A 12,796-nucleotide genomic window follows, 5' to 3' on the forward strand; every position below is an offset into this window, starting at 1 on the left:
TGGGGGTGAGGGCATGGCGGCTCTGCTTGCCGACAAGTCGCGGATTGAACCGCTGGCCCTCACCCCCAACCCCTCTCCCACTGCGTGGGAGAGGGGAGCAAACCAGCGAGAAGGGATCAATCCGCAGCCGTTGCTATACTCCATCGGCATATAAGACCCCCGACGGAGCGTAACAACATGCGTCTCGATGACGAAGCCGAAAGCCAGAACGTGGAGGATCGCCGCGGCGGCGGTGGCGGAGGATTCGGCCTGCCCATCGGCGGCAAGTCGATCGGGATTGGCACGGTGGTCATTGCGCTGGCCGCGTCGTACTTCTTCGGCATCGACCCGGCGGTGATCTTCCAGGGCGCCTCGGTGATCCAGGGCCAGCAGCAGTCGGCGCCGCCGTCGCAACAGGCCCAGCGCCCGCCCGCCAACGACCAGCTATCGGTGTTCACGCGCAAGGTGCTTGGCAACACCGAGCGCACGTGGGAACACATCTTCGAAACCGACCTGAACCGCCGCTATGCGCCACCCACGCTGGTGATGTTCAGCGGCGCCACGCCCACCGCGTGCGGTACGGGCCAGTCGGCCATGGGTCCGTTCTATTGCCCGGCCGACCAGAAGGTCTATATCGACCTGGCGTTCTACAACGAGTTGCGCCAGCGTTTTGGCGCGGGCGGTGACTTTGCCCAGGCATACGTGATCGCACACGAGATTGGCCATCACGTCCAGAACCTGCTTGGCGTGTCGGGCAAGGTCGACAGCGCGCGGCGCCGCATGAATGAAGCGCAGTCCAACCAGTTGTCGGTGCGCATGGAACTGCAGGCCGATTGCCTGGCCGGTGTCTGGGCCGCCACGGCGGGCAAGTTGAATCAGCAACTGCTGGAACCAGGCGATGTGGAGCAAGGGTTGAAAGCGGCGGCCGCCATTGGCGACGACCGGCTGCAGCGGCAGGCGCAGGGCTACGTGGTGCCCGAGGCCTTCACGCATGGCACCAGCGAACAGCGCGTGAAATGGCTGCGCCAGGGACTATCGACCGGCGATATCCGCAAATGCGACACGTTTGCCGCGCGGCAACTGTAGGCGAACCCGGGGAAGCTTGAGGAAGGAAAGCGGAACTGCGGGGGAAAAATCACCTGCGCGACGGAGAGAGAAGGAGGAGGTCGGTCGCGCAGGTGGGAGAGAAACCGGAAATCAGAATCGGCGGCCCAGCGGATGGCGGGGGCCGCCGATTTGCGCTCTGGCGGGCTGACAGGTCATCAGACCTTGTAGCCGTACAGATCGCCGTTGCGCGAGTTGTCGAGCGCCGAGCCGGAGATCTCGCCGCTGAATGCGCGCGAGCCTTCGCTGAAGCTGTCGAACTTGCCGGTGCGCGCACCTTCACCGAACGTGTCGAACTTGCCCTGGCGGGCGCCGTCCGTGAAGGTGTCGTACTTGCCACCAATCTTCGAACCTTCACTGAACGTGTCGAACTTGCCGGTGCGCGCGGCGTCGGCATACACGTCGAACTTGCCGACCTTCTTGGTGGCGGCGGGCGCGGCGAAAACGGCCGACGCGGCAAACGCCGCGAGCACGAGAGCGCCGCCAACGATACGTTTGGCGTTCATCTGGGACTCCTTCAACTGATTCACTACCTTTTTATGGATACAGCTGACTGCTGCCCGGATACGCCATCTGTGTAGCGATGCGAGCACGGACTGAAGGTTAGTGGCTAGCACTTCTACGAGAAATACCGCTGCGACGAATGGTGCGTTGCACGCCGTGAAACGCTGGACTTGTGGATGAACGGTTCGGGTGGGGCGCCGAATGGCGGCATGGTGGTCATTCTGCAGCGTGGAATAGTCCACCTACCTGGCGGTACAGGGGAGGAGAGGCATTCGCGCTCTCCCGCGTGGTGCGGGAGAGCGGTGGAGCGCGGCGCGCGAATGCGGCCGGCAGGCGTGGGCGCAGCAGGCTTAGAGCGTGTACTGGCCGCTGGCTTCGGGCTGAAACGCGATGCTGACGATGGTCATGCGCTGGGCGCTGCCATTGGGCAGCCGATAGTCGACCGTCTTGCCGGCGCGCGCGCCCAGCAATGCCTGGCCAATCGGCGACAGCACCGACAGGCGGCCGGCGGCCAGGTCGGCATCGTCGGGGTAAGCCAGTGTCCACTCACGCGGCGCGGCTTCGCCTTCCAGCGTGCAGACGACACGCGAGTTCATCGTCACCACGTCCTTGGGAATGGCATCGGGCGCCACGATGGCCGCGCGCGCCAGCAGGTCGTCGAGCATTTCGTCCAGCTCGGCGGTGCCGGCGCGGCTGGCAATGCCTTCCAGGCGCGTGACGTCGAGTTCGGTCAGGTAGAGGGTCGGGTTCTTGATCTTTGCCATGGCAGTGCCTTTCGCAAAAGCGGCAGCCGCGGCACCGGTACAACAGTCCGGCGCAGGCGGAAAGCCTTGCAGGGAAATCGGGACCGGCGCAAATCGCGCGCCGGCTGGGTTACAGCGGAAATGCGTGGTGGTGGCTAGAGCCCGGTTCGGCACCGGACCCTGGCTATTCAGAAGTGGGGTCGGTCAGGCCGGGAACCGGGCAGGATCAAGCGGGGCGTTGATCCGGCGGCTGGCGGTGATGGGCTGCGCCACCATGCGCGCGCGCGCCGGTCGCATGGTGCGAACCTGGACTGGAGCGGCGGACGGAAGGTGGCGAGTCATCGTAAGAATTTTCTGAAACGTCGGGCTGAGATATGGCGTAAATGCTACGCGAACGGCCATGCTAGCACAGCCCTGCGGCGTTGGCGCCGCGTTGCCGGATCAATGCCGTGGGTGGCACTCGCACGCGGCACCTTCCGCCGCCTGCTGCAGATTCTGCAGGATGCCGCACTCGCTGGCCGGATGCGGGTTCGGGTTCTCGCAGGTATGGCGCAGCGCGCGCAACTGCCCTTCCAGCGCTTCCAGCGCCACGCGCTGGGCGTGGATCTGTTCGATCTGGCGGTCCAGCAGCGTGTCGATATCGTCGCAGGCCAGCGACGGATTGCGCTGGAAGTCGCGCAGCCGACGCACATCGGCCAGGCTCATGCCCAGCGAGCGGCAGTGGCGCACGAAATTCAGCTGCACCAGATGACTGTCGCCATAGCGGCGGTAGCCGTTGTCTTCGCGCTGCGGGGCGTCGAGCAGCCCTTCGCGCTCGTAGTAGCGGATGGTTTCCACGTCGCAACCGGTATGGCGCGACAGTTCGCCGATGCGCATGCCGAATCTCCGTTGAATCCTGAAGGTTTGAATCCTGTAGTCGTTACAGGGTTAGCGCGAGTGTAGTCCTGTCAGGCGGAACGCGCAAAACCCGGGCCGCGCGCATGGTCTCGCACGTGCCAGTGGGCCGGACGCAGCGCTTGCACCAGCACATCGACGCCCAGTTCGGGACGCGACGTGCCGCACATGAAGATGTCGACGGCCGCATAGCCGTACTCGGGCCAGGTGTGGATGCTGATATGCGATTCCTTGAGCAGCAGCACCCCGGTGACGCCCAGCCCCGGGCCGAAATGATGGAGCCGCGCGTCCACCGGCGTGGCGCCGGCCGCGTGCGCGGCATCGCGCAGCACGCGCTCGATCTGCTCGGCATCGGTCAGCAACGGCGCGGCCACGCCCTGCATGTCGAGCAGCAGGTGGCGGCCAAGGGTGGATGGCGCGTTCATCGCTTACTTGTGACCGCCGCCCGACGACCAGCCGCTGCCGCTGGATCCACCCCAGCCGCGCGACGACGAATAGTTGCCCATTGAAGCCATGGTGAAGAACGTGACTCCGAACAGGATGATGACGCCATAGACCAGGAACAGGAATCGCACTTGTCAGCCTTTATCAATCACCGCCACCACCATCTCCACCGTCCCCACCATCGCTATCTCCGCCATCGCCGCCACCATTCCCGCGACGATCGTTTTTGTTCGTATCCTGATCGTTGACGTACTGCACCACCCACAGCGGCAGCCACAGCAGCAGCGTGCCAATGACCAGCCCCGTGAGATGGCCGCGCCCGAACAGCGCCATGGGCCCGTTCAGCAGCCACATCACGATGACCACGCCCCATGCGATCTTGCGGCAGTAGGCCATGTCGCCCGTGGGCGCGGCGCGCTTGCCGTCGCGCTGGCTCTTCACCGCCGCCAGCGCCTTGTTGCCCTTGAACCACTGCGACAACTGCATGCGGCTGACAGTGGTGGAACGCGTCCAGACGATCTCCGTCGGCGATGCCTCGCGCGTCAGGCGCCGCACCGGCGGGCCGAATTCGGTCAGCCACGTGACATCGCCGGCCTGCACGCGCCAGTTGAACGTGCCGGCCGCGTAGAGCACGGTGCTGCGGTAGTGAAAGCCTTTGTCGTAGCGCTGGCCAGCCAGCGTCACGAACGCCGGCTTCGACACGTCGGGCCAGTCGTCCAGCACCTGCACGCGGTCCCACCCGGCATCCTGCTCCACCAGCCAGATGAGTCCGGCCTGCTCGTTGAACAGCAGGTACTCCACCCACGTCGACGATTCCTCGTCGTCATCGTCGATGCACTGGACCAGCCCCAGCACCGTGTACGGCTTGCCGTCGATGTTGCCCACCTCGCCCGGCGTCAGGCTGGTCTGCAGCGCCTCGATCTCGGCATGCTTCTCCAGCACGATCGCGGTCGACGTGGTGCAGTCCACCTCGCTATGGCAGCTCGGGCACACCACGAAGTTGGCCACGCCGGGATGCCAGTTGATGGGGCTACCGCAGTTGGGGCACGACAGCGGCACGGCGCGGCCGCGATAGCGGTCGGCGGTGCTGCTGATGGCATCGGCCTCGCGCAGGAACTGCGCCTTGAGCTGCGGCAGCGTGACCGCGTGCCCCGTGTAGAGCGCCGGGGGATAGCCATCGGCGTAGTCGAGCGTCAGGAACTGGTCGGCAGCGCGGAAGTCGGCCACCTGGGCCGTCCAGCCCGCGCCCACCTTGAACGGCAGCTCGCCCTCGCCTGCCGTGCAGCGCGCCGTGCGCACATCGCTGGCCTCGAAGCGGTGATTGCCGTAGTACATCGGCTCGCCGGGCCGCAGATGCTCGAATGCCGGCGCGCGGCCCACCGACGCCTTCTTGGCATCGTCGTCCGCCACGCGCCGCGTGAGCATGTACTGCGCGGATGCATCGGCCAGCCAGCCGTCGGTGCCGTCGTCGAACAGCAGGTACCACTCGTTCCACAGCCCCGCGTCGTAGCGTAGCTGGATGCGGCCCACGAGCGTGAAACCCTGCCCCTGCCACGTGCCGCTGGTGTTGAGCTGCAGCGGCGTGTAGTCCTCCAGCACGGCCGACATCTTGCCGATGTCGCGCACCTGGTCGGCCTCGCGCAGCAAGGTACTGTGGCAGTACTCGCAGACCGCCATGACGGCGGCGGATGAACGAAAGCTGACCTCCGCGCCGCAGCCCGGACAGTTGACCGTTTGCATCCGGAATCAGCCGACCAGTTTCTTCAGGATCTCCGCCTTGGCCGAATCGAATTCCACCTGCGAGATCAATCCCTTGTCGAGCAGTTCCTTGAGCTTGCCCAGCCGCGCGGCCGGGTCGTCGGCTGCCGGAGCAGCGGCGGCCGCAGGCGCGGGTACGCCAGGGGTACCCGGTGCGCCGGCAATGCCGCCCACCAGCCCGCCCGCCATGGCCTGCCCCATCACGGCACCGGCCGCCAGGCCCGCGCCCAGGCCGGCCACGCCGCCTTCGTTCTGCGCGGCAAGCGGAATCGAGCTGGCCACCTGGTACTGCGTGTACTTGGCCATATCGCCCATCATGCCCATCGAGATGCGGGTGTCGATGGCCTTTTGCAGTTCCTCGGGCAGCGACACGTTGGTCACCGCGAAGTTGTCCAGCGCCACGCCATAGCGCGCAAACTCTGGTACCAGCTTCTCGCGGATGGCCTGCGCCATCAGCGCCTGGTTGGCCGCCATGTCCAGGAACGGAATCGACGACGCGCCCAGCGTGCTGGTCATGGTGGCGATCAGCAGGTTGCGCAGCTGCTCTTCCACCTCGTCACGCGTGTACTCGGCGCGCGTGCCGCTGATCTCGGTGTAGAAGAGCTTCGGGTCGGCAATCTTGTACGAGTACAGGCCGAACGCACGCAGCCGCACCATGCCGAAATCGGCGTCGCGGATCGTGATCGGCTGGGCCGTGCCCCATTTGCGGCCGATCTGCAGACGCGTGCTGAAGAAGTAGACGTCCGACTTGAACGGCGATTCGAACAGCTTGTCCCAGTTCTTCAGGTACGTCAGCACCGGCAGCGTCTGGGTGGTCAGCTTGAACATGCCGGGCCCGAACACGTCGGCGATCTTGCCCTCGTTGACGAACACCGCCATCTGCGATTCGCGCACGGTCAGGCTGCCGCCGTACTGGATCTCCATGTCCTCCATCGGATGGCGCCAGGCCAGCACGCCGTCCGTGTCCTCGGTCCACTGGAGGATGTCGATGAACTGCTTCTTGATGAATGACCCGATACTCATTGCAGCACCTCTCGAAGGGTGAATGGCTTGGTTCCCGGCCTCAGGACAGGCAGGCGGCGTTGAGCACGCCCACCGCGACAGACATCGTCCCCATCAGGCCGCCCATGGCGATGTTGTTCGATTCGATGGCCGCGTCCATGTCGGGCAGCGCCCGCGCTAGCGCGGCGTAGACCACGGCCTGCACCACCATCGCCCCCAGCGACCACACCAGGAACATCAGGAAGGTGTCGTTATGCTGGATGCTCGACGACAGCGTGAAGCAGAAGCCCAGCGTGCTGCCACCCAGCGACAGCGCCGCCGCGACGTTGCCCTGACGGATCAGCGTGAACTCGTGGAACGGTGTGATCCTGGTGTAGACTCCGACGAACGCAACCAGCAGCACAAGGCTTGCCAATAGATGCTCGGCGTAGGCATAGATAGGTTGCATGTTCGGGTCGTTCTAGACGTGTGGTTGGGTTGTCCCGTCCTGCCGTTCTGCGATGCGCGATATGGTTGCGGCGCAGTATATCCGCAGTCGCATTTTTCCCAATAGCTGTATTGATGACAATGTCGGCCGCTGTTGCGTGCCGACCCCAACGCCTGCCGCCCGCCGCCGCCCCATGCGCGACCGTACCCTTGTCCTGTCGGTGTTGATCGTAGCCTCCTGCGGGCTTGGCTACGAACTGATTGCCGGCGCCCTGTCCAGCTACCTGCTGGGCGATTCCATCTTCCAGTTCTCTTCCATCATAGGCTGCTACCTGTTCGCCATGGGCGTCGGCTCGTGGTTGTCCCGGTATGTGAAGGACGAAGACGTACTGGCACGCTTCATCGACATCGAGATCCTGGTGGGCCTGCTCGGCGGCATCTCGGCGGCACTGCTGTTCGTGGTGTTCGCGTGGCTGTCGGCGCCGTTCCGCACCGCGCTGTATGCGCTGGTGTTCGTGATCGGGATGCTGGTGGGCATGGAGATTCCGCTGGTGATGCGCGTCTTCAACGCGCGCCGGGCCCAGTTCAGCGACCTGGTCAGCCGCGTGCTGACGTTCGACTACCTGGGCGCGCTGGCCGTGTCGCTGGTGTTCCCGCTGGTGCTGGCACCGCGCCTGGGGCTGTCGCGCACGGGCTTCCTGTTCGGCATGCTCAACGTGGCCGTGGCACTGTTCACGCTGCGCATCTTCCGCGACGAGATCAAAGGTACCACCCTACGCACGCTGCGCGCGGGCATCGTGTTCGCGCTGCTGACCGCCGGCTTCGCGGGTTCCACGCACCTGACGCGCTGGGCCGAGCGCGGCATGTTCGGCGACGAGATCATCCATAGCGAAACCACGCCGTACCAGCGGCTGGTCATCACGCGCTGGAAGGACGACCTGCGCCTGTACATCAATGGCAACCTGCAGTTCTCGTCGCGCGACGAGCACCGCTATCACGAGGCGCTGGTCCACCCGGTGCTGCAGGCGCTGCCGTGGGCGCGGCGCGTGCTGGTGATTGGCGGCGGCGACGGCCTCGCGCTGCGCGAGATCCTCAAATACCCCCGCATCGAACACGTGACGCTGGTGGACCTTGACCCGGCCATGACCACGCTGTTCACACGCAGCGAGCCGCTGCGTGCGCTGAACCACGGGTCGCTTGCCGATGCACGTGTGACCGTGGTGAATGCCGACGCTGCGCAGTGGCTGGAGCAGAGCCAGGACAGCTTCGACGCGATCATCGTTGACCTGCCCGATCCGTCCAACTTCGGCCTCGGCAAGCTCTACTCGGTGCCGATGTACCGCCTGCTGTCACGCCACCTGGCCGAGAAGGGCTACGCGGTGGTGCAGTCCACCTCGCCGTACTATGCGCCGCGCTCGTTCTGGGACATCGCGGCCACGCTGCGCGAGGCTGGACTGCACACGTGGCCGTACCACACCTATGTGCCGTCGTTCGGCGAGTGGGGCTTCATCATCGCCGGCAAGCGCGACGACTACGCGCCGCCCACGCGCTACGAGGTGCCACTGAAGTTTCTCGATGCCGATAGCACGCGGCTGATGTTCAGCTTCCCGGCCGACATGGCGCCGCGCGCCGGCCAGCCGAACCGGCTCAACGAGCAGACGCTGGTGCACGACTTCGAGCAGGACTGGCGCAATGTCATCCGGTAGCGACTGACGGACATGGATCGACGGCGCTTCCTGATCGCGGCGGCGGGCACCGCGCTGGCCGGCTGCGAACGGCTGGGCGACGACGCGGCGCACTTCCTGGCCGGCCTGGGCCTGCACGAACCCGACCCTGTGGTGCTGCGCCCCGGCATGGCCGAAGGCCACGCGCTGCGCGACGCGCACCGCTGGCCGCAGCCTACCGGTGAGCGGCGCGTCGATGTGCTGATCCTGGGCAGCGGCATTGGCGGCCTGTCGGCGGCCTGGCAACTGTCGCGTGCCGGCCTGCGCGACTTCGTCATGCTGGAGGGTCCGGAGTTTGGCGGCAACGCCTCGGGCGGGCGCTTTGGCGAGATCGGCTATCCGCGCGGCGCGCACTACCTGCCGCTGCCTTCGGCCGAATCCACCCACGTGCGCGAGATGCTGGCGGACGTCGGCGTCATCGAGCGCGATCCGTTCGATGCGCGGCCGCGCTTCGACGAAGCCGCGCTGGTGCATGGGCCCGAGGAACGGCTGTTCCACGACGGCGCCTGGCAGGACGGCCTGCTGCCCGACAGCGACATCCACCACGACCAGCACGCGCGCTTTCTGGCCCACGTCGACCGGCTGCGCACCACGCTCGGCAACGATGGCCGCAAGGTGTTCGCGATTCCGCTGGCGCAGTCGTCGCGCGACCCGGCATGGCTGGCGCTCGACCGCCAGACCTTCCGCCAATGGCTCGACGCCAACGGCTACACGGCACCCACACTGCGCTGGTACGCCGACTACTGCTGCCGCGACGACTACGGTGCCGGCGCCGACGTGGTGTCGGCCTGGGCGGGGCTGCACTACTTTGCCAGCCGTGACGGGCACGCCAGCAACGCGGCCGACGGTGCCGTGCTGACGTGGCCCGATGGCCTGCATGGACTGGTGACGCGGCTGACCGCCGGCATCGACCGCCGCATGGACGCCCAGCGCCCGTGGCGGCAGCGCGGGATGGCAGTCAGGATCGAGCCCGATGGCAAGAGCGTGCTGTGCGTGGAATGGCCCGACGGCATCACCCGGCCGCCGAAGCTGTCGCGCATCGTGGCGCGCCGCGTGATCTGCGCGATGCCGCTGCACGTGGCCGCGCGGCTGACGCCGCTTCAGCCGTTCGGCTTCGACGCCACCAAACACCTGCAGCACCACGCGCCGTGGCTGGTGTCGACCTTCCGCCTGCGCGGCTTTCCGCAAGAGCAGGCCGGTGTGCCGCTGGCGTGGGACAACGTGGTGTACGGGGCCCGCGGTCTTGGCTACGTGGTGGCCACGCATCAGTGGATCCGGCAGGCCCGGCCGGCGCAAACCGCATTCACCGCCTACTGCCCGCTCGACGCGCAGGCCGGCGTGCCGGGCGACAGCCATCCGGACGCCGTGCGCCGCTGGCTGGTCGACGCTTCACCGGCCGCGCTGATGGAACTGGCCGTCACCGACCTGCGCGCCGTCTACGGCCGTGAATTCTGGCGCCATGCCGATGCCGTGGAGATCACCGCGCGCGGCCACGCGATGGCCACGCCCGTGCCCGGCTTCCTGGCGAATGCGGGGCTGGCTGCGTTACGCGGTGCCGACGGCCCGCTGCTGTTCGCGCACGCCGATCTGTCCGGGCTGTCGGTGTTCGAGGAAGCCGCGTGGTGGGGTACGCGTGCCGCGCTGCGCATCGTCGGCACGTGACCCTGAACGTGATGCAGCACGCCCTGCCGGCCAATGCGGCATCCTGTAGAATCGTCGCCATCGTCCCTCATGCATCACTCGCCCCCGTGCAACCGCTTCGGCTCCTGTTGATGATCGTGCTGCTTGCCTTCCTGCCTCTGCAGGCCTGGGCTGGCATTGGCACGTCCGCAGCAGGCATCGATATGGTGCAGACGGCGCATGTGGCGACCGTCGGCAACGTGGCCATCGCGGCCGATCAGGCTGATCTTGGCGCTCTTTCGGACGCATCCGATTCGCAAGACTCGTCGATGCCCGCCGACAATGCCGACCCCACTCCGCCCGGCGCCGACTTTGCCGAGCAACTGCTGCCCGCGCCCTTGCCGCGCGGTGTGACATCGGCGGCGCGCAGTGCCGTGCCGCGCTATGCGGCGGCCGTGCCGTCCGACCCCGACCTTCCCCTGCTGCCGCGCCCACCGCGCGTCTGATCCCCTTTCGCGCGGACGTCTTGTGCCGCGCCTACCCTAGTCGAGCGGTACGCCTGCGTGCGGACCGCGCGCGCTTGCGGCTCGTCCGCGTTCACTTGTTCTGCCCCACAACCATGAAACGAATCTTCCTGTTCCTGGCGACCAACATCGCCGTCATGCTCGTACTCAGTATCACGGCCAGCCTGCTGGGCGTGAACCGGTTCCTCACCGCCAACGGACTCAACCTCGGCATGCTGCTGGTGTTTGCGGCGCTGATGGGCTTTGGCGGCTCGTTCATCTCGCTACTGATGTCCAAGACCATTGCCAAGTGGTCCACTGGTGCACAGGTCATCACGCACCCCAGCACCAGCACAGAGCTGTGGCTCATGCAGACCGTGGAGAAGCTGGCCATGCGCGCCGGCCTGCCGATGCCAGAAGTGGCCATCTATGACGGCGAGCCCAACGCCTTTGCCACCGGCGCGTCGAAGAAGGGTTCGCTCGTGGCGGTATCCACGGGCCTGCTCCAGTCGATGTCGCACGACGAGGTGGAAGCCGTGCTGGCCCACGAGGTGGCCCACATCGCCAACGGCGACATGGTCACGCTGACGCTGATCCAGGGCGTGGTCAACACGTTCGTGATCTTCATGGCGCGCGTGGTCGGCTACTTTGTCGACTCGTGGCTGCGCCGTAACGACGAGGAATCGAGCGGCCCCGGCATCGGCTACATGATCACGGTGGTGATCTGCGAGATCGTGTTCGGCATCCTGGCCAGCATCATCGTGGCGGCGTTCTCGCGCCATCGCGAGTACCGTGCCGACGCGGGCGCGGCGGGCCTGATGGGCACGCCCACGCCGATGGTGGCCGCGCTGCGCCGCCTGGGCGGCCTGGACGCCGACGGCCTGCCGCAGAACATGCAGGCCATGGGCATCTCGGGCGGCAAGTCGTGGATGGCGCTGTTCTCCAGCCACCCGCCCATCGAGTCGCGTATCGCCGCGCTGCAGAACGCCCGCTAAGGCTCCAGCCGTGCGGGTTGGGCTGGCGCTAGGCCGCCAGCCCGCCTTCCTCATCCGGGCCGTCGAAGCCATCGGGGCCATCAGCCCCGTCGGCCCGGAATGCCGCCCGATATCGTTCGGGCGTCGTCTGCACATGGCGCAGAAATGCCTGCCGCATGACATCGGCATTGCCGAATCCCGTGGCATGCGCAATCGCTTCCAGCCTGCGGTCGCTGCCTTCGAGCAGCCGCCGCACGGCCTCCACACGCAGCCGCTCCACGTAGCGCGCCGGCGTGTCTCCCACCTGCCTGGCAAACACACGCGCGAAGTTGCGCGGGCTCATGGCCGCCTTTTCGGCCAGCGAACCTACGGACAGGTCACGCGCGAGGTTGTCGGCGATCCAGGTCTGCAGCGCGCGCAGCTCGGGGTTCTGCGCGGCCTGCGCGCGGAGCACTGTGGAAAACTGCGCCTGGCTGCCGGGGCGGCGCAGGAACATCACCAGTTCGCGCGCGACTTCGAGCGACACGGCATGCCCGAGATCTTCCTCGACCAGCGCCAGCGACAGGTCCATGCCGGCCGTGACGCCGGCCGATGTGTAGAAGCGTCCGGCGCGAATCCAGATCGGATCGGCATCGACGGTCAATTCCGGATGGCGCTGCGCCAGACGTTCGGCATGGCGCCAGTGGGTGGTGACGCGCTGGGCGTCGAGTAGCCCGGTACGGCACAGCACGAACGCGCCCGTGCAGACCGCGCCCATGCGCCGCACGCTGGCCGATTGGTCGCGCAGCCAGCCGACCAGCCGCGCATCGTCGGCCGACAGCCGGGCACCTGCGCCGCCAGCCACCAGCAGCGTGTCGATGGGCTTGCCGATACGTTCCGCTGCGTGCCAGTACGGCGCTTCGGCCACCAGCTTGAGCCCGCATTCGGTATCGACCACGCCATCGTCGCTGACGCTGACCACGTGTACCTCGTAAGGCGGCTGGTCGCGGCCGCGTAGCTTGTTGGCCGTGCTGAAGACCGCCGTGGGGCCGGTGACATCAAGCTCCTGTGACGGGTTCGGCGCGACGATCACGACGACGCGCGGCGGGGCGGTGACGGATTGCATGGATACGGGAAGAGTC

General features: G+C 66.7%; 14 protein-coding genes. 5 read left to right on the forward strand and 9 right to left on the reverse strand.

All coding sequences use genetic code 11. The features are described 5' to 3' along the window. The first annotated feature begins 177 nt into the window (after nucleotides 1–177). The gene (ypfJ, locus tag MFF62_RS26640; RefSeq protein ID WP_238266148.1) at nucleotides 178–1,065 is read left to right on the forward strand and encodes a KPN_02809 family neutral zinc metallopeptidase; all 888 of its coding nucleotides are present in this window, start codon (nucleotides 178–180) and stop codon (nucleotides 1,063–1,065) included. 176 nt (nucleotides 1,066–1,241) lie between these two features. On the opposite strand, the gene MFF62_RS26645 is transcribed toward ypfJ, so the two are convergent. The 8 genes from MFF62_RS26645 to MFF62_RS26680 form a co-directional block, all read right to left on the reverse strand. Next, nucleotides 1,242–1,589, reverse strand: a complete 348-nt coding sequence (locus tag MFF62_RS26645; RefSeq protein WP_238266149.1) for a hypothetical protein — start codon at nucleotides 1,587–1,589, stop codon at nucleotides 1,242–1,244. 348 nt (nucleotides 1,590–1,937) lie between these two features. After that, on the reverse strand, nucleotides 1,938–2,351 hold the full coding sequence (gene rnk / locus MFF62_RS26650) for a nucleoside diphosphate kinase regulator (protein ID WP_238266150.1): 414 nt from the start codon (nucleotides 2,349–2,351) through the stop codon (nucleotides 1,938–1,940). 420 nt (nucleotides 2,352–2,771) lie between these two features. Next, entirely contained in the window at nucleotides 2,772–3,206 is a 435-nt protein-coding gene (locus MFF62_RS26655) for a Cd(II)/Pb(II)-responsive transcriptional regulator (protein ID WP_238266151.1), read from the reverse strand. 71 nt (nucleotides 3,207–3,277) lie between these two features. Next, a complete protein-coding gene (speD, locus tag MFF62_RS26660; RefSeq protein ID WP_238266152.1) occupies nucleotides 3,278–3,649 on the reverse strand; it encodes an adenosylmethionine decarboxylase in 372 nt (123 codons plus the stop codon). Between the two features lie 3 nt (nucleotides 3,650–3,652). Continuing rightward, nucleotides 3,653–3,799, reverse strand: coding sequence for a hypothetical protein (locus MFF62_RS26665; RefSeq protein WP_238266153.1), 147 nt, complete (start codon nucleotides 3,797–3,799; stop codon nucleotides 3,653–3,655). Between the two features lie 13 nt (nucleotides 3,800–3,812). Further along, nucleotides 3,813–5,408 (reverse strand): DUF4178 domain-containing protein, encoded by a 1,596-nt coding sequence (locus MFF62_RS26670; protein WP_238266154.1) that lies wholly within the window; start codon nucleotides 5,406–5,408, stop codon nucleotides 3,813–3,815. Nucleotides 5,409–5,414: 6 nt separating this feature from the next. Then, nucleotides 5,415–6,449 carry an SPFH domain-containing protein gene (locus MFF62_RS26675; protein ID WP_238266155.1) on the reverse strand — a complete coding sequence of 345 codons (1,035 nt, stop codon included), beginning with the start codon at nucleotides 6,447–6,449 and terminating at the stop codon, nucleotides 5,415–5,417. Nucleotides 6,450–6,489: 40 nt separating this feature from the next. Next, nucleotides 6,490–6,876 carry a DUF350 domain-containing protein gene (locus MFF62_RS26680; protein WP_238266156.1) on the reverse strand — a complete coding sequence of 129 codons (387 nt, stop codon included), beginning with the start codon at nucleotides 6,874–6,876 and terminating at the stop codon, nucleotides 6,490–6,492. A gap of 172 nt (nucleotides 6,877–7,048) precedes the next feature. Here MFF62_RS26680 and MFF62_RS26685 point away from each other — a divergent pair, with 172 nt between their 5' ends. From MFF62_RS26685 to htpX, 4 genes are all read left to right on the forward strand, one after another. Further along, entirely contained in the window at nucleotides 7,049–8,560 is a 1,512-nt protein-coding gene (locus MFF62_RS26685; RefSeq protein WP_238266157.1) for a polyamine aminopropyltransferase, read from the forward strand. A 12-nt stretch (nucleotides 8,561–8,572) separates the two neighbouring features. Next, nucleotides 8,573–10,240: an FAD-dependent oxidoreductase gene (locus MFF62_RS26690; RefSeq protein ID WP_238266158.1), complete on the forward strand. Its 1,668-nt coding sequence runs from the start codon at nucleotides 8,573–8,575 to the stop codon at nucleotides 10,238–10,240. Then, nucleotides 10,237–10,704 (forward strand): hypothetical protein, encoded by a 468-nt coding sequence (locus tag MFF62_RS26695; protein WP_238266159.1) that lies wholly within the window; start codon nucleotides 10,237–10,239, stop codon nucleotides 10,702–10,704. The genes MFF62_RS26690 and MFF62_RS26695 overlap by 4 nt, the downstream gene beginning before the upstream one ends. Nucleotides 10,705–10,817: 113 nt before the next feature. Next, the gene (gene htpX, locus MFF62_RS26700; RefSeq protein ID WP_238266160.1) at nucleotides 10,818–11,696 is read left to right on the forward strand and encodes a protease HtpX; all 879 of its coding nucleotides are present in this window, start codon (nucleotides 10,818–10,820) and stop codon (nucleotides 11,694–11,696) included. 28 nt (nucleotides 11,697–11,724) lie between these two features. Here htpX and MFF62_RS26705 read toward each other — a convergent pair whose 3' ends face one another. Continuing rightward, on the reverse strand, nucleotides 11,725–12,780 hold the full coding sequence (locus MFF62_RS26705) for a GlxA family transcriptional regulator (protein ID WP_238266161.1): 1,056 nt from the start codon (nucleotides 12,778–12,780) through the stop codon (nucleotides 11,725–11,727). Between the last annotated feature and the right edge of the window lie 16 nt (nucleotides 12,781–12,796).

Source organism: Cupriavidus pauculus (assembly GCF_022179805.1).
In the GTDB taxonomy this organism is placed as follows: Bacteria; Pseudomonadota; Gammaproteobacteria; order Burkholderiales; family Burkholderiaceae; genus Cupriavidus; species Cupriavidus pauculus_E.